Source organism: Cryobacterium mannosilyticum, assembly GCF_004402705.1.
GTDB lineage: Bacteria > Actinomycetota > Actinomycetes > Actinomycetales > Microbacteriaceae > Cryobacterium > Cryobacterium mannosilyticum.
In genome coordinates, this window is the sequence record NZ_SOFM01000044.1 from 62456 (window position 1) to 78335 (window position 15880).

Below are 15880 nucleotides of genomic sequence, written 5' to 3' on the forward strand. Positions count from 1 at the left end.
GATGGTGCACTTCGAACCGGCCGACGAGGTCACCCCGATCAGCGCGGCCCGCGCGAAAAGCAGGGCTCGGGCCGCGGCGAAGGCCCTGTCGGCCGAACCGGCCGCGGAGGACATCGCCGCGGGAACACCGGCACTGGCCCCGGTCACCTACCTGCGCGGTGGGGCCCCGGCCGGTTCAGCCCCGAATGGTTCCGCCCCGGCAGGTTCAGCCCCGACCGAGGCGCCGCCCGAGGCGCACGAGGCAGACGAGGATGCCCCGGGTGCGGCTTCCTCGGCCACCGCCGAGGCCGATGCGGCGGCCGAACGGGAACACGCGGAGCAGATGCTGCTGCAGCGGCTGCGCGCACGCTCACTGTCGGCCACCGAGGCGCGCACTGTTCTGGCCGGCACCGAGATCGCCGAACACGAGATCGACGAGGTCATCGACCGGTTCGCCGAACTCGGCTACATCGACGAGGGCAAGCTGGCCGACCAGATCCTGCACAGCCACCACGAACGCAAGGGCCTGGGCCGGTCCGGGGTGCAGGCGGAGATGCGCCGCCGCGGCCTCGACCACGACCTGATCCTCGAAAAGCTCGAAGAGCTCCCCGACGACGAGGCGGAACGCGCCATCGAACTGGCCTGCAAGCGGGTGCAGCAACTGGGCCGCCTCGACGACCAGACCGTCGACCGGAGGCTGACCGGGTTCCTCATGCGCAAGGGTTACGCCTCGTCCGCAGTGCGCCTGGCCGTCAAGGCCGCCCTGGCGTCCCGGTCCGGTTCCGGGGGAGCATCACGGGTGCGGTTCCGCTGATCCGGCGGTCCTTTCCCGCGCTCAGGGTTCGACGCGTAAACTGAGGCCACTATGACCCGCAGCACCCCCGCATCCCCATTCTCCGGCGCCGTGACGCTGAGCCCACCGGCAGCGAGCACCGAGGACGACCCGATGACCCGCACCCGCACCCTGATCGCGCCGTCGAGCGCGGCCCGCGCCGCGGACGGCCGGGTGCGCACCTACGAGGTGCGCACCTTCGGCTGCCAGATGAACGTGCACGATTCCGAACGCCTGAGCGGTTCGCTCGAGGCGGCCGGTTACGTGCCCGCCGCCGGCGAGGAGGCCGACATCGTCGTGCTCAACACCTGCGCCGTGCGGGAGAACGCAGACAACAAGCTCTACGGCAACCTGGGCCAGCTGGCGTCGGTGAAGCGGCGCCACGAAGGCATGCAGATCGCCGTGGGCGGCTGCCTCGCCCAGAAGGACAAGGACACGATCCTGGCCAAGGCCCCCTGGGTCGACGTCGTGTTCGGCACCCACAACATGGGGTCGCTGCCCAGCCTGCTGGAACGGTCCCGCCACAACGGCGAGGCCCAGCTCGAGATCCTCGAGGCGCTGGAAACCTTCCCGTCCACCCTGCCGACCAAACGCGACTCCAGCTACAGCGGCTGGGTGTCCATTTCGGTCGGTTGCAACAACACCTGCACGTTCTGCATCGTGCCGGCGCTCCGCGGCAAGGAGAAGGACCGCCGTCCCGGCGAGATCCTCGCCGAGATCCAGTCCCTCGTCGACGACGGGGCGATCGAGGTCACCCTGCTCGGCCAGAACGTCAACTCCTACGGCGTCGAATTCGGAGACCGTCTCGCGTTCGGCAAGCTGCTGCGCGCCGCGGGACGGATCGAGGGGCTGGAACGCATCCGGTTCACCAGCCCGCACCCCGCCGCGTTCACCGACGACGTGATCGACGCGATGGCGGAGACCCCGGCGGTCATGCCTCAGCTGCACATGCCCCTGCAGTCCGGCTCCGACCGCATCCTCAAGTCGATGCGGCGCTCCTACCGCTCCGCCCGTTTCCTCGGCATCCTCGACCGGGTGCGGGCCCAGATGCCGCACGCGGCGATCAGCACCGACATCATCGTCGGTTTCCCCGGCGAGACCGAGGAGGACTTCCAGGAGACCCTCCGCGTGGTCGAACTGGCCCGGTTCGCGACGGCGTTCACCTTCCAGTACTCGATCCGGCCAGGCACCCCGGCCGCCACCATGGCCGACCAGGTGCCCAAAGAGGTCGTGCAGGACCGCTACGAACGCCTCGCCGCGCTCCAGGAGCGCATCTCCTGGGAGGAGAACCAGGCCGTGATCGGCCGAGAGGTCGACCTCCTGGTCGCCAACGGCGAGGGCCGCAAGGATGCCGACACCCACCGGCTGAGCGGGCGCGCCCCCGACAGCCGGCTGGTGCACTTCGACGTCCCGGCAGGGTCCGAACTGCCCCGGCCCGGCGACATCGTCACCGTGACCGTGACCCAGGCGGCGCCGTTCCACCTGATCGCCGACTCGCTCGACGGCTCCCCGCTGCGGATCCGGCGCACCCGCGCCGGCGATGCCTGGGACCTGGCCGAGGCCGAGGCGTGCGGGGTGCCCAGCCACAGCGGTGCAGCCGCGACGGGCGGCGCCGTGTCCCTCGGAATGCCGACCCTGGGCCTGCCCTCCACCGGGCTGCCCGCCGCGGCGCGCAGCACGGTTTCCACGACCCCGATCTACGACGTCACCGACGGGGAGCGCTAACCGGGTGCACGACGTCGACACGGACGCCGGCCCCGGACTGGTGGTCGTGGTCGGGCCGACCGGCACCGGCAAGTCCGAGCTCTCCCTCGACCTCGCGGAACGCCTGGCCGCGAGCGGCCGGGCCGCGGAGATCGTCAACGCGGATGCCATGCAGTTGTACCGCGGAATGGACATCGGCACCGCCAAGCTCTCCGTGGCGGAACGCCGCGGCATCCCGCACCATCTCCTCGACGTGCTGGCGGTGACCGATGAGGCCACGGTCGCGCGGTACCAGATCGAGGCCAGGGCGGCCATCACCGAGATCATCGGGCGGGGAGCCGTGCCCATCCTCGTCGGCGGCTCCGGGCTGTACGTGTCGTCTGTCGTGTTCGACTTCCAGTTCCCCGGTACCGACCCCGTGCTCCGGGCGCGGCTGGAGACCGAACTGGTCGAGCAGGGCCCCGGCGCGCTCTACGCCCGGCTCACAGCCGTCGACCCGGCCGCTGCGGCCCGGATCGGCGCGAGCAACGGCCGCAGGCTCGTGCGCGCGCTCGAGGTCGTCGAAATCACCGGAGCCCCGCACTCCGCGGCGCTGCCCGGTGACCCGGTCTACTGGCGGCCGACCGTGACCGTCGGGCTGCGCGCGCCCCGGGACGAGCTGACGCCCCACCTCGACGCGCGTGTCACCGCGATGTGGGCCGCGGGGCTGCCCGACGAGGTCGAGGCGCTGATCCCGGCGGGAATCGAAACCGGCGTCACGGCCAGCCGGGCCATCGGCTACGCGCAGGCGCTCGGCCAGCTTCGCGGCACCCTCACCCGTGCCGAGGCGATCGAGCAGACCCAGCAGTTCACCCGCCGCTACGCCCGGCGACAGGTCAGCTGGTTCAAGCGCTCCCCGCACACCCACTGGATCGACTCCGCCGCCGCCGACCGGGTGCAGCAGGCCGTCGATCGGATCGACGGCGGGATGCCGGCGACGCCGCTCTCCTAAACTGGACCCATGGGACTGGATCTGAACTTCACCAAGGGCCACGGCACGGGCAACGATTTCGTGTTGTTCGCCGACCCTGACGGCCGCATCGACCTCACCCCCGACCAGATCCGCGCCGTCTGCGACCGCCGGTTCGGCATCGGCGGCGATGGCATCATCCGTGCGGTGCGTTCGCGCAGCCTCGACGCGGGCGGCGCCGCACTGGCCGAGGACGACCAGGCCGAATGGTTCATGGACTACTGGAACGCCGACGGCACCGTCTCGGAAATGTGCGGCAACGGCATCCGCGTGTACACCCGGTTCCTGGTGGAGCAGGGCCTGGCGACGCTCGCCGGCGGCGAGACCCTGAGCATCGGAACGCGCGGGGGAGTGCGCGACGTGCAGCGCGGCGGAACCGGCTACCAGGTCGACCTCGGCCGGTGGAAGCTCGACGGCGGGGAACCGCTCGTGCGGGCCAAGAACCTGCCGGTCGCCCGCCCCGGCCTCGGCATCAACGTGGGCAACCCGCACGTCGTCGTGGCCCTCGCCGACGACGCCGAACTGGAGAACGCCGACCTCACCTTCGTGCCGCAGCTCGACCCGGAGCCGTCGGCCGGCGCGAACATCGAATTCGTGGTGCCCAACGATCCGTTGGTCGTCGACGGCGTCGGCCGCATCCGGATGCGCGTGCACGAGCGCGGCAGCGGCGAAACGTTGTCCTGCGGTACCGGCGCCGCCGCGGCGGCCCTCGCGACCCGGCACTGGGCCGGAGCCGGGGCACCCAACCAGTGGCGGGTCGAAGTGCGGGGCGGCGTGCTGGGCGTGCGGATGTTCCCGACCGAGGACGGCGAGCACGTGTCACTGTCCGGCCCGGCCGACCTGGTCTTCGACGGGGTCTTCCGCCTGGCCTGAGAACGCGCCGGACCGGCTCGGCGTCAGTCGCCGAGCCCGGGAGTCACTCGTGGCGCTTGACGCGGAGCACCCGGAAGCCCTTGCTGATGGCGTGCCGGCTGGTCGTGAACTCGTCGGGCAGGTCGCCGTCGAGCCAGCGCTGCAGCGAGTCGGAGCCGAGGTTGCGCTGCACGACGAGCCAGGCATCCGAGTCGGGCTCCAGGCGCGGCAGCCAAGTGTGCAGGAGGTTGTGCAGCTCGCTCTTGCCCACCCGGATCGGCGGGTTCGACCAGATCGTGCGAAAGCTCAGATGGGCCGGAACCTGGTCGGGCAGCACGGCCGTGACGTTGGTCAGGCCCAGCTTCTCCGCGTTGAGCCGCACGAGGTCGAGCGCGCGCTCGTTCACGTCGACCGCCCAGATGGTGGCCCGGGGCGAGGCGAGGGCCAGGTGCAGGCTGATCGGTCCCCAGCCGCAGCCGAGGTCGAGGAAGTCGCCGCCCGGCGGCGGGGTCGGAGCGTTGCCGAGCAGGACCTGGGTGCCGGTGTCGATGTGGTCGGGGCTGAAGACCGAATTGGCGGTCGTCAACAGCCGGTCCTGGCCGCCCAGCGAAACAGTGATCTGCCTGAGTTTCAGGGCGCTGTCGGGTGCCGGGGTGAAGTAGTGGTCTGAGGCCATAGTAGGGAACCTATCGTGCTTCGAGGAACTAAGGTTAAAGCAATGATTGAGCCAACCGAGCACGACAACGACGACGATGTGGTAGCGCGCGTCCTGGCCAGCGCCGAGAGCAAAGCCGCTGGCTATTCGCTATTCCGGAGCGGTTCCGCCCAGGCCCTGCAGGCCGACTCGTCCACCGCGGAATCCGACGAGGGCCACGACGGGGCGCAGCAGGATCGGGAGGACCGCAACGCGCTCCGCCGCGTGCCCAGCCTCTCCACCGAACTCGAGGACGTCACCGAGGTCGAATACCGGCAACTGCGACTCGAGAACGTCGTGCTGATCGGCCTGTACACCCAGGGCACCGTGGCCGACGCGGAGAACTCCATGCGCGAGCTCGCCGCCCTCGCCGAGACGGCGGGCGCGACCGTGCTCGACGGGCTGATGCAGCGCCGCGCCAAGCCCGACGCGAGCACCTACCTCGGCAAGGGCAAGGCCGAGGAACTCGCCGGCATCGTGAAGGCGATGGGCGCCGACACCGTGATCGCCGACACCGAACTGGCCCCCAGCCAGCGACGTGCACTCGAGGACGTGGTCAAGGTCAAGGTCATCGACCGCACCGCCGTCATCCTCGACATCTTCAGCCAGCACGCCAAGAGCCGCGAGGGCAAGGCGCAGGTCGAACTCGCCCAGCTCGAGTACCTCCTGCCGCGCCTGCGCGGCTGGGGCGACTCGATGTCCCGCCAGGCCGGCGGCCAGGTCGGCGGCGCCGGCGCGGGCATGGGCTCCCGCGGCCCCGGTGAAACGAAGATCGAGCTCGACCGGCGCCGCATCCATACCCGGATGTCCCGGCTCCGCAAGCAGATCCTCGAGATGAAACCCGCTCGTGAGGCCAAGCGGGCCAACCGCAAGCGCAACTCCGTGCCATCCGTCGCCATCGTCGGCTACACCAACGCCGGCAAGTCGAGCCTGCTCAACCGGATCACCCGGGCCGGCGTGCTCGTGGAGAACTCCCTCTTCGCCACCCTCGACGCCACCGTGCGCAAGTCGACAACGGCCGACGGGCGCCTGTACACCCTCACCGACACCGTCGGCTTCGTGCGCAACCTGCCTCACCAGCTGGTCGAGGCCTTCCGTTCCACCCTCGAGGAAGTGGCCGACGCCGACGTCATCGTGCACGTCGTCGACGGTTCCCACCCCGACCCGGCCAGCCAGCTCTCCACGGTGCGCGAGGTGATCGGCGAGGTCGGCGCCAGGGACATCCCCGAGATCGTCGTCTTCAACAAGGCCGACCTCGTCGGCGAGGACGACCGGCTGGTGCTGCGGGGGCTGTGGCCGCAGGGCATCTTCGTCTCCGCCCGCACCGGCGAGGGCATCGACGAGCTTCTCGCGGCCGTCTCCGAGCTCCTGCCGCGCCCCAAGATCGAGCTCAGGCTGCTCATCCCCTACGAGCGCGGCGACCTCATCGCCGCGCTGCACGACCAGGGACAGGTGCTCTCGACGGACTACGTCGAGACCGGCACCGAGGTGACCGCCCTGGTCACCCCCGACATCCAGGCCCAGTTCGGCCCGTTCATCGTTCGGCCCTCCGTCAGCGCCTGAGCCGGATCTCGGCAGGTTCGATCACCGGGGCCGGCTCTCGACAGGTTCGATCACCGGGGCCTGCGCGACACATGAAGTCACAGTCTGGCGGCCCTCGAGCGGGGTTGCTAGAGTCTCATTCAATCGTTGCCGCCGAGGTTTCAGCTCGGGGGCATGGAGCGACAGCCGAGCCCGGCATCCGCCCGCGAACACCCGCCAGGCCTGCCCGGCGGTCCGCGGCCGCCCGGCACCCGCCGGTGCGGGCAACTGTCGAATGAGGTGCACATGCAGAAGACGTCGGACCCGGCCTGTCCCGGTCGAATCCCGTTCTCCTTCGAGCTCTATCCGGCCAGGACGGATGCGGCCGCATCCGCTCTCGAGACGACGATCGAGCGGCTCGCCGCGGCCGGCCCCGACTTCCTCTCGGTCACCTACGGTGCCAACGGGTCCTCCCGCCGATCCTCGCTCGACGTGCTCAGCCGGATCCTGCGCACCACGAACGTCGAGGCCATGGCCCACCTCACCTGCGTCGGCTCCACCCATGAGGAGGCGAACCGGCTGATCCGTGAGTTCCTCGACGCGGGAGTGCGCAGCTTCCTCGCGCTGCGCGGCGACCCCCCGGCGGGAGCGAAGGAGGGCGAGGCGTTCCTCGGTGACTTCGGCAGCGCCGCCGAACTCGTGCAGCTCATCCACCGGGTCCAGGCCGAGAAATCACCGTACCGGGAGTCGATCATCCCCGGCATCCCGGCCGCCCGCGCCGTGAAGCCCGGGCGCGAGAAGGTGCGCATCGCCGTGGCGGCGTTCCCGAACGGGCACCCGCGCTCCCGGTCCTCGGCGCAGGACATCGACACCCTGCTCGCCAAGCAGGCGGCGGGGGCGAACCTCGGCATCACGCAGCTGTTCTTCCATGCCGACGACTACCTTTGCTTCGCCCAGCGCGCCAGGGAGGCCGGCGTCCTCTTCCCGCTCCTTCCCGGCATCATGCCGGTGACGAGCCCGGCGAGACTGCGCCGCATCATCGAGCTGTCCGGCGAACCAATGCCCTCCGACCTGTCGATCCGGCTCGAGATCGAACCGACCAAGGAAGGCCAGCGTGAGATCGGCATCCAGCACGCCATCGACCTCGCCGGCCAGGTGATCGCCGGCGGGGCTCCCGGGCTGCACCTCTACGCCTTCAACGAGCACGAGACCGTGCTCGAGGTGCTCGGCGGCTGCGGACTGCTCACGGCTCCGGTCTCGGCGCCGACGAAGCTGCCGGCGACCGTGTAGATCGGCCCCGCCGCGACCCGTTCCGGGCGTCACCCTCTTCCTTTCCCCTCCCACCGAACGGCCCGCACGCGCCTCGGAGATACCGTCGCGCCCGAAATCGTGCGGGCACAGGCACTGCCCGCACCGAAAAGCCCCGCACCATCCGAGGCACGATCCCACCCCGCAAAGGACACCCCATGACCGCCACCTCCCCATTCCCTGCCGGAACCATCCTCGGCTACCCGCGGATCGGCCCCCGCCGCCAGCTCAAGAAGGCCGTCGAGTCGTTCTGGGCCGGCACGACCAGCGCCGCCGAGCTCGAGGACACCGCGGCCACCCTGCGCCAGGCCACCCGGGAGCGCCTCGTGGCCCTCGGCCTCGGCGCCGACGACTCGTCCATCCCCGGCTCGTTCTCCTTCTACGACCAGGTGCTCGACACCCTCTGCACCGTCGGAGCCGTCCCCGCCCGGTATGCGTCGCTGGTGGGCGCCGACGGGGGGATCGACCTGGCCGGGTACTTCACCCTCGCCCGCGGCGCGGGCGAGAACCTGCCGCTCGAGATGACGAAATGGTTCGACTCCAACTACCACTACCTGGTCCCCGAAATCGGCCCGGAGACCGTGTTCTCGCTCTCCAGCGATCGCATCGTGCGGGAGTTCGTCGAGGCGAAAACGGCCGGCTACCTCACCCGCCCGGTCATCGTCGGCCCGGTCACGTTCCTCCTGCTGAGCAAGGCCAGTGACGAGGCCCCCGCCGGTTTCTCGCCCCTGGACCGCCTCGACGACCTGCTCCCCGTCTACGCCACCTTGCTCCAGCGACTCGCCGAAGCCGGCGCCGAGTGGGTGCAACTCGACGAGCCGGCTCTGGTCAGCGAGAGCATCGACGCCCCCCGGGACAAGGCACTGACCGCACTCGGCTGGGCCTACGCCACCCTGGGCCGACTGTCCGCCCGGCCGGCCATCTTCGTCGCGGCACCGTATGGCAGCCTCGACGACGCCCTTCCCGTGCTCGCGGGTACACCGGTCGACGCGATCGGACTCGACCTCGTGCGCGGCGCCCTGTCCCAGGACACCCCCGGCCTGGCCGGGAAGACCCTCGTCGCCGGGGTGATCGACGGGCACAACATCTGGCGCGGCGACCTGGCCGGGGCGCTCGAGAAGGCCGAACGGCTCAGCGCGTTCTCCTCGCGGGTGGCCGTGTCCACGTCCACCTCCCTGTTGCACGTTCCCCACGACGTCGACGATGAGTCCGCGCTCGGCGACGAACTGACGTCCTGGCTGGCCTTCGCCGACCAGAAGGTCGGCCAGGTCGCCGCCCTGGCCCGAGGCCTCTCGCAGGGCCGGGAAGCCATCGCGGCAGAGCTGGCGGCAGCATCCGCCGCGCTCGAATCCCGGCGCACCGCTCCCGGCGTGCGAGACTCCGCGGTGCGTGCCCGCGCCGCGGCGCTCACCGAGGCGGACTTCAGCCGCGGCGACTACCGGACCCGGCTGGCCGCGCAGGATGCCGCCCTCGGGCTGCCGCTGCTGCCGACCACGACCATCGGGTCCTTCCCGCAGACCGGGGAGATCCGCCGGGCCAGGGCCAGGCACCTCGCCGGAACGCTGTCCGCCGACGGCTACCGCACTCTGATGGAGGCGGAGATCGCCCGGGTGGTCGCCTTGCAGGAGGAGATCGGGCTCGACGTGCTCGTGCACGGCGAGCCGGAGCGCAACGACATGGTGCAGTACTTCGCCGAGCAGCTCGACGGCTTCCAGGTGACCGAGAACGGCTGGGTGCAGTCCTACGGCAGCCGGTGCACCCGGCCGTCGATCCTCTGGGGGGACGTGTCCCGGCCCCGCCCGATCACCGTCGACTGGTCGACCTACACCCAGGGGCTGACCAGGAAGCCGGTCAAGGGGATGCTCACCGGACCGGTCACGATCCTCGCCTGGTCGTTCGTGCGCGACGACCAGCCGTTGGGCGACACCGCCCGGCAGGTCGCGCTGGCGCTCCGGGACGAGATCACCGACCTCGAGGCGGCCGGGATCAGGCTCGTCCAGGTCGACGAACCTGCCCTGCGCGAACTCCTCCCGCTGAAGAAGAGGGACCACGCCGACTACCTCGACTGGTCGGTCGGCTCCTTCCGCCTCGCCACAGCCGGCGTGGCCGACGCCACCCAGATCCACACCCACCTCTGCTACTCGGAGTTCGGCGTGGTGATCGACGCCATCCGGAACCTCGACGCCGACGTCACCAGCATCGAGGCCGTGCGCTCCCGGATGGAGGTCGTCGCCGACATCGAGGCCGGCGGATTCGACCACGGCATCGGACCGGGCGTGTACGACATCCACTCACCGAGGGTGCCGAGCGTGGCGGAGATCACCGAGCTGCTCGACCGGGCCCTCGAATCCATCCCGGAGCGCCAGGTCTGGGTCAACCCGGATTGCGGACTCAAGACCCGCGGCTACGCGGAGACCGCCGAATCGCTGCACAACATGGTGACCGCCACCCGCGCGGTGCGCGCGCGCATCGGTGCCGGCATCCCCGCCTAAACGCGGCCCCCGGCCTGAGCGCCAGCCGAACGCAGAACGGCCCTGCCGGAACACCGACAGGGCCGTTCCGCGCGAGAAGATCAGACCGAGCGCAGCACCGCCACGATCTTGCCGAGAATCTCGGCGTGGTCGCCGACGATGGGCTCGAAGTTGGTGTTGCGCGGCAGCAGCCAGATGTGTCCGTCGCGCTGGCGGAACACCTTGACCGTCGCCTCGCCGTCGAGCATGGCCGCGACGATCTCGCCGTTCTCGGCCGTCTTCTGCTGGCGGACGACGACCCAGTCGCCGTCGCAGATGGCGGCGTCGATCATCGACTCGCCGACGACCTTGAGCATGAACAGTTCGCCCTTGCCCACCAGCTGGCGGGGGAGCGGGAAGATCTCGTCGATCATCTGGTCGGCCATGATCGGCACGCCGGCCGCGATCCGGCCGACCAGCGGCACCATGGCCGCATCGCCGACCTGCACACCCGACTGGTAGCTCTCCGCACCGCCGGCCGCCACGTCCTCCGGCGACTGCGGAATCTCGATCAGCACCTCGAGCGCCCGAGGCCGGTTCGGGTCGCGCCGGAGGTACCCGCTCAGCTCCAGCTGGTTGAGCTGATGGGTGACGCTCGACAGCGACGAGAGGCCGACCGCGTCCCCGATCTCGCGCATGCTCGGCGGATAGCCGCGCTGACTCACCGAGCGCTGGATCACGTCCAGAATGGCGAGCTGCTTCTCACTGAGGCTCTTGCGCCGCCTGGTTCCGCCCTTGTCGCGGGGACCGCTGCTGTCCTGCGTCACGATGTCGCTCCTCGTCTCGGTGAACCGGTCCTGTCAGCGGTCGAAACCGCCGTCAGACCCGAATGTCGGTGGCGTCTGGTTGATTCAATCCAGACAATCGAAACTGTATCCATCTCGAGCACGATAAACAAACATCTATTCGAGTGTGTCGTCACCTTTTTCGGGAAACAACGCAAATATCTCTTGATTGTTCGAAGAATCGAATATATATTCGGAACATAGGTTCGCATCCGGCTCTCCCGGCCGAGAGCCGGATGCGTTTTTACACAGGAGGTTCGACATGAGCACTGCAATCGGAATGACTGCCCTCGGAAGCAACGGGGCGCTCGACCTGGGGGCCGTCCGATCAGGCGCCGTCCGGATGCCCTCCGTCCGCACCCGCCTGCACCTCACCCGACGCGGTCGGGTCGTCTTCACGACGCTCGCAGCGATCCCCCTTGCCGCCGTCGCGCTCGCCCTCGCCCTCAACGGCGGGATCGCAGCGGCGGAGGGCACCAGCGCCGGTGCGGCCACGGTGGCCGACGTCGCAACGGTCTTCGACTACGTCACCATCGCGTCGGGCCAGTCCCTGTGGCAGCTGGCCGAGACCATCGCCCCCACCTCGGACCCGCGCGACGTGATCGCCGAGATCGTCAGCCTGAACCAGCTGCCTTCCGAGAACGTGCAGCCGGGCCAGCGCCTCGCCCTGCCGGCCAGGTTCTGAATCGACTGGGGCGTGATCGGTGCCGCCCGGGGGCACCCGGGCATCCCCGGTAGCATTGGGGGAGTGACCAGTCTCAACGACCTGCCCCTCCGCGACAATCTGCGCGGACTCACCCCCTACGGAGCACCACAACTGCACGTGCCCGTCGCGCTCAATGTGAACGAGAACACGCACGGGATCCCCGACGCCGTCGCCGGCGACATCGTCGCCGCGATGGCCGAGGCCATCCGCACCATCAACCGCTACCCCGACCGCGAGTTCACCGAACTGCGGGAGTCGCTGGCCCGGTACCTCGGCCACGGTCTCACCCGGGAGAACATCTGGGCGGCCAACGGCTCGAACGAGGTGTTGCAGCAGGTGCTGCAGGCCTTCGGCGGTCCGGGCCGGTCGGTCCTCGGCTTCGCGCCGACCTACTCGATGTACCCCCTGCTGGCCTCCGGCACCGGAACCCGGTGGATTGCCGGCACCCGCGACACCGACTTCGAGCTCAGCCCGGCCACCGCCAGGAGCTGGGTCGACGCCGAGTCGCCCGACCTCGTCTTCCTCTGCTCCCCGAACAACCCCACCGGCACCCCGCTGTCGCTCGACACGATCGCGGCGGTGTACGACGCGGCCGACGGAATCGTGGTCGTCGACGAGGCCTATGCCGAGTTCGGCCCGTCCGACGCGCCGAGCGCACTCACCCTGCTGCCCGGGCGGGAACGGCTCCTCGTCTCCCGCACCATGAGCAAGGCGTTCGCATTCGCCGGCGCGCGGGTCGGCTATCTTGCGGCCGACCCGGCGGTGACGGATGCCCTCCGCCTGGTGCGCCTGCCCTACCACCTGTCGGCCCTCACCCAGGCCGCGGCGATCGCGGCCCTGGCACACAGCCCCGAGATGCTCGCCATGGTCGACGACATCCGCGGTCAGCGGGACCGCCTGGTCACCGAACTTGCCGTCCTCGGCTACCGGCCACTGCGCAGCGCGAGCAATTTCGTGTTGTTCGGCGGGGTGGACGATCCCCGGGGCACCTTCGAGGCCTTGCTGGCGGAGGGCGTCCTGGTGCGCGACGTCGGAATTCCGGGGCACCTGCGGGTGACGGCGGGCACCGAGGCGGAGACGACCGCATTCCTCGAGGCACTGGCCGGGCTCGGGCAGCACTCCGCCGCCCGGCCCAATAAACTGTCGGAATGAGCCTGACTCCCACGACCTCCTCGCCCCGCGTCGCCCACCTTCAGCGGGAGACCAGCGAGTCGAGCATCGACCTGACGCTCAACCTCGACGGCACGGGTGTCTCGGACATCCAGACCTCCGTCCCGTTCTACGACCACCTGCTGACCGCGTTCGCCAAGCACTCGCTGACCGACCTGACCGTGCGCGCCCGCGGTGACATCGAGATCGACGTGCACCACACGGCGGAAGACATCGGCATCGTGCTCGGCCAGGCGATCCGCCAGGCGCTCGGCGACAAGTCGGGCATCTCCCGTTACGGTGACGCCCTCGTGCCGCTGGACGAGGCCCTCGTGCAGGCCGTCGTCGACATCTCGGGCCGCCCGTACCTGGTGCACCGCGGCGAGCCGGCCGGTTTCGAGTTCCACCTGATCGGCGGTCACTTCACCGGATCGATGGTGCGGCACGTCTTCGAGGCGATCACGTTCAACGCCGGCCTGACCGTGCACATCACCGTGCAGGGCGGCCGTGACCCGCACCACATCGCCGAGGCCGAGTTCAAGGCCTTCGCGCGCGCGTTCCGTCAGGCGAAGGCGTTCGACCCGCTCGTCTCCGGCATCCCGTCGACCAAGGGTGCGCTGTGAGCCGTGTCGTCGTGTTCGACTACGGCACCGGCAACGTGCACTCGGCCGTCAAAGCGCTCGAACTGGCCGGTGCCGAGGTTACGCTGACCAGCGACCGGAAAACGGCCCTCGAAGCCGACGGTCTCGTGGTTCCGGGGGTCGGCGCGTTCAGCGCGGTGATGGCTGCCCTCAAGGCGGTGCGCGGCGACGAGATCGTCGACCGCAGGATCGCCGGCGGCCGCCCGGTCCTCGGGATCTGCGTGGGGATGCAGGTTCTGTTCGAACACGGCGTCGAACGCGGCGTCGACACCGAGGGCCTGGGCGAATGGCCTGGCACCGTCACCCGACTCGAGGCGCCCATCCTCCCGCACATGGGCTGGAACACCGTCACCCCCGCCGAGGACTCCGTGCTGTTCCGGGACATCGAAGAGGAGCGGTTCTACTTCGTGCACTCCTACGCCGCTCAGGAATGGACCCTCGAGGTGATGCCGCCGTTCCCGAAGCCCCGGCTGACCTGGGCCGAGCACGGCGTCCCGTTCCTCGCCGCGGTCGAGAACGGACCGTTGTCGGCCACCCAATTCCACCCGGAGAAGTCCGGGGAGGCCGGCATCCGCCTGCTCTCCAACTGGCTCGGCTCGCTCCGCGGTTAGCCGGTCCCTTCGCCTGACCCTGGGCCGCGCGCCCACCCCGATCTGAGGACTCCCATGACTGAGCAGCACCCCACCCCGCGTCTCGTACTCCTGCCCGCCGTCGACGTGGCCGGCGGCAAGGCCGTGCGCCTCACCCAGGGCGAGGCCGGCACCGAGACCAACTATGGCGACCCGGTCGACGCGGCCCTCGACTGGGCCAGGCAGGGTGCCGAATGGATCCACCTCGTCGACCTCGACGCGGCGTTCGGCCGTGGCAACAACACCGAGGTGATCAGGAACGTGATCCGCTCGCTGCCAGGCGTTCGGATCGAACTCTCCGGCGGCATCCGTGACGACGCGTCCCTCGCGGCCGCGCTCGGCGCCGGCGTCAGCCGGATCAACCTCGGCACCGCGGCGCTCGAGGACCCCGAGTGGGCGGCCCGGGTGATCACGGAGCACGGCGACGCCGTCGCGGTCGGACTGGACGTGCGCGGGACGACCCTCGCGGCACGCGGCTGGACCAAGGACGGCGGCGACCTCTGGCAGGTACTCGCCCGGCTGGAAGACGCCGGCTGCGCCCGGTACGTCGTCACCGATGTCACCAAGGACGGCACCCTGCAGGGCCCCAACATCGAGCTGCTCCGCCGGGTGATGGAGCGCACCGACCGCCCCGTCGTGGCGTCGGGCGGCATCTCCAGCCTCGCCGACATCGCCGCGCTGCGCGAGCTCGTCCCGCTCGGCCTCGAGGGCACGATCGTGGGCAAGGCCCTCTACGCGGGCGCCTTCACCCTGGGCGAGGCACTGGATGTCGCCGGCGCGTAACCTCGGTTCGACCGGCGAACCGGCCGGTCCCGCCGATTCCGCCGGGCAGCCGTGGGCCGGCCGGGAATTCGAGGCGAACACCCATGCCGACGACGACGGGGCGGCGCCCGAGGCGCTGCTTGCCGCCCTCGCGCTCTTCCGCGCCCGCGAGACCGGGGAGGAGAGCGTCGTCGACGCCCTCCGCACGGCCCGGCTGCTCATCCCGCTCGTGACCGCGCTCGGCGACGCCGGCGTCGGCCCGACCGGTCTCGTCATCGACAAGACCCAGGAACTCTCGATCATCACCGTGGCCGGCCCCGACGGCCGTGGGGTTCTGCCCGTGTTCTCCTCGACGGCCGCGATGCGGTCCTGGAACCCCGAGGCCCGTCCCGTCCCGTCCGACGGTGTGCGGGTGGCGCTGGCGGCAGCCCAGGAGAACACCGACCTGGTCGTGCTCGATCCGACCACCGACACCGAATTCGTCATCCGGCGCCCCGCGCTGTGGGCGATCGCCCAGTCGCAACCGTGGACGCCCAGCTACGCGAGCAGGCAGGTGGCGGATGCCTTCGCCGCCTCGATCGCCACCGAGCTGACGGTGCTCGACGCCCGGCTCAGCGCCGGGGACCCGCAGTCCCGGCTGGCCGGCCCCGAACTGATCGTCCGGCTGGAACTGGTCGACGGGCTCACCCGCACCGAACTGGACGCCACCCTCGCCCGGCTCGCCGCCCGCTGGTCGGCGAGCGACGTCATCGCCACCCAGGTCGATTCCCTCCGGGTGCAGCTCAGCGGGTCCGCATAG

The 15880-nt window shown here is 70.4% G+C and carries 15 protein-coding genes; 13 read left to right on the plus strand and 2 right to left on the minus strand.

Translation table 11 applies throughout. The features are described 5' to 3' along the window. Position 1: 1 nt before the first annotated feature. The 4 genes from E3O32_RS14325 to dapF all read left to right on the plus strand — a co-directional run bounded on the left by E3O32_RS14325 (position 2) and on the right by dapF (position 4397). A complete protein-coding gene (locus E3O32_RS14325) occupies positions 2–793 on the plus strand; it encodes a regulatory protein RecX (RefSeq protein ID WP_134510499.1) in 792 nt (263 codons plus the stop codon). A 132-nt stretch (positions 794–925) separates the two neighbouring features. Then, positions 926–2536 (plus strand): tRNA (N6-isopentenyl adenosine(37)-C2)-methylthiotransferase MiaB, encoded by a 1611-nt coding sequence (gene miaB / locus E3O32_RS14330; RefSeq protein WP_134510542.1) that lies wholly within the window; start codon positions 926–928, stop codon positions 2534–2536. Between the two features lie 4 nt (positions 2537–2540). After that, positions 2541–3506, plus strand: coding sequence for a tRNA (adenosine(37)-N6)-dimethylallyltransferase MiaA (gene miaA / locus E3O32_RS14335; protein ID WP_241974985.1), 966 nt, complete (start codon positions 2541–2543; stop codon positions 3504–3506). 9 nt (positions 3507–3515) lie between these two features. Next, on the plus strand, positions 3516–4397 hold the full coding sequence (gene dapF, locus E3O32_RS14340) for a diaminopimelate epimerase (RefSeq protein WP_134510500.1): 882 nt from the start codon (positions 3516–3518) through the stop codon (positions 4395–4397). Between the two features lie 43 nt (positions 4398–4440). On the opposite strand, the gene E3O32_RS14345 is transcribed toward dapF, so the two are convergent. Beyond that, positions 4441–5052: a class I SAM-dependent methyltransferase gene (locus E3O32_RS14345; protein WP_134510501.1), complete on the minus strand. Its 612-nt coding sequence runs from the start codon at positions 5050–5052 to the stop codon at positions 4441–4443. A gap of 42 nt (positions 5053–5094) precedes the next feature. On the opposite strand from E3O32_RS14345, the gene hflX reads away from it, so the two are divergent. The 3 genes from hflX to metE all read left to right on the plus strand — a co-directional run bounded on the left by hflX (position 5095) and on the right by metE (position 10391). Continuing rightward, on the plus strand, positions 5095–6633 hold the full coding sequence (gene hflX / locus E3O32_RS14350; protein WP_134510502.1) for a GTPase HflX: 1539 nt from the start codon (positions 5095–5097) through the stop codon (positions 6631–6633). Positions 6634–6897: 264 nt separating this feature from the next. Further along, the gene (locus tag E3O32_RS14355; RefSeq protein ID WP_134510503.1) at positions 6898–7881 is read left to right on the plus strand and encodes a methylenetetrahydrofolate reductase; all 984 of its coding nucleotides are present in this window, start codon (positions 6898–6900) and stop codon (positions 7879–7881) included. A gap of 176 nt (positions 7882–8057) precedes the next feature. Beyond that, on the plus strand, positions 8058–10391 hold the full coding sequence (metE, locus tag E3O32_RS14360; RefSeq protein WP_134510504.1) for a 5-methyltetrahydropteroyltriglutamate--homocysteine S-methyltransferase: 2334 nt from the start codon (positions 8058–8060) through the stop codon (positions 10389–10391). 80 nt (positions 10392–10471) lie between these two features. Here metE and lexA read toward each other — a convergent pair whose 3' ends face one another. Further along, on the minus strand, positions 10472–11176 hold the full coding sequence (gene lexA / locus E3O32_RS14365) for a transcriptional repressor LexA (RefSeq protein WP_134510505.1): 705 nt from the start codon (positions 11174–11176) through the stop codon (positions 10472–10474). 280 nt (positions 11177–11456) lie between these two features. Between lexA and E3O32_RS14370 the strand changes: the two genes are divergently transcribed. The 6 genes from E3O32_RS14370 (at position 11457) to E3O32_RS14395 (ending at position 15880) form a co-directional block, all read left to right on the plus strand. Beyond that, a complete protein-coding gene (locus E3O32_RS14370) occupies positions 11457–11879 on the plus strand; it encodes a LysM peptidoglycan-binding domain-containing protein (protein WP_338145204.1) in 423 nt (140 codons plus the stop codon). A 63-nt stretch (positions 11880–11942) separates the two neighbouring features. Further along, a complete protein-coding gene (locus E3O32_RS14375) occupies positions 11943–13052 on the plus strand; it encodes a histidinol-phosphate transaminase (protein WP_134510506.1) in 1110 nt (369 codons plus the stop codon). Beyond that, positions 13049–13672 carry an imidazoleglycerol-phosphate dehydratase HisB gene (gene hisB, locus E3O32_RS14380; protein ID WP_134510507.1) on the plus strand — a complete coding sequence of 208 codons (624 nt, stop codon included), beginning with the start codon at positions 13049–13051 and terminating at the stop codon, positions 13670–13672. Before E3O32_RS14375 ends, hisB begins: the two co-directional genes overlap by 4 nt. Further along, a complete protein-coding gene (hisH, locus tag E3O32_RS14385; protein ID WP_134510508.1) occupies positions 13669–14301 on the plus strand; it encodes an imidazole glycerol phosphate synthase subunit HisH in 633 nt (210 codons plus the stop codon). The genes hisB and hisH overlap by 4 nt, the downstream gene beginning before the upstream one ends. 54 nt (positions 14302–14355) lie before the next feature. Next, positions 14356–15102 carry a bifunctional 1-(5-phosphoribosyl)-5-((5-phosphoribosylamino)methylideneamino)imidazole-4-carboxamide isomerase/phosphoribosylanthranilate isomerase PriA gene (gene priA / locus E3O32_RS14390; protein WP_134510509.1) on the plus strand — a complete coding sequence of 249 codons (747 nt, stop codon included), beginning with the start codon at positions 14356–14358 and terminating at the stop codon, positions 15100–15102. Further along, positions 15086–15880 carry an SseB family protein gene (locus tag E3O32_RS14395; RefSeq protein WP_134510510.1) on the plus strand — a complete coding sequence of 265 codons (795 nt, stop codon included), beginning with the start codon at positions 15086–15088 and terminating at the stop codon, positions 15878–15880. The genes priA and E3O32_RS14395 overlap by 17 nt, the downstream gene beginning before the upstream one ends.

Coding starts and splice junctions, on each gene's coding strand:
- hisB (WP_134510507.1), top strand. CDS start 13,049: ATGAGCCTGACTCCCACGACCTCCTCGCCCCGCGTCGCCCACCTTCAG.
- miaB (WP_134510542.1), top strand. CDS start 926: ATGACCCGCACCCGCACCCTGATCGCGCCGTCGAGCGCGGCCCGCGCC.
- E3O32_RS14345 (WP_134510501.1), bottom strand. CDS start 5,052: ATGGCCTCAGACCACTACTTCACCCCGGCACCCGACAGCGCCCTGAAA.
- metE (WP_134510504.1), top strand. CDS start 8,058: ATGACCGCCACCTCCCCATTCCCTGCCGGAACCATCCTCGGCTACCCG.
- priA (WP_134510509.1), top strand. CDS start 14,356: ATGACTGAGCAGCACCCCACCCCGCGTCTCGTACTCCTGCCCGCCGTC.
- E3O32_RS14325 (WP_134510499.1), top strand. CDS start 2: ATGGTGCACTTCGAACCGGCCGACGAGGTCACCCCGATCAGCGCGGCC.
- dapF (WP_134510500.1), top strand. CDS start 3,516: ATGGGACTGGATCTGAACTTCACCAAGGGCCACGGCACGGGCAACGAT.
- E3O32_RS14370 (WP_338145204.1), top strand. CDS start 11,457: ATGAGCACTGCAATCGGAATGACTGCCCTCGGAAGCAACGGGGCGCTC.
- E3O32_RS14395 (WP_134510510.1), top strand. CDS start 15,086: ATGTCGCCGGCGCGTAACCTCGGTTCGACCGGCGAACCGGCCGGTCCC.
- hflX (WP_134510502.1), top strand. CDS start 5,095: ATGATTGAGCCAACCGAGCACGACAACGACGACGATGTGGTAGCGCGC.
- E3O32_RS14355 (WP_134510503.1), top strand. CDS start 6,898: ATGCAGAAGACGTCGGACCCGGCCTGTCCCGGTCGAATCCCGTTCTCC.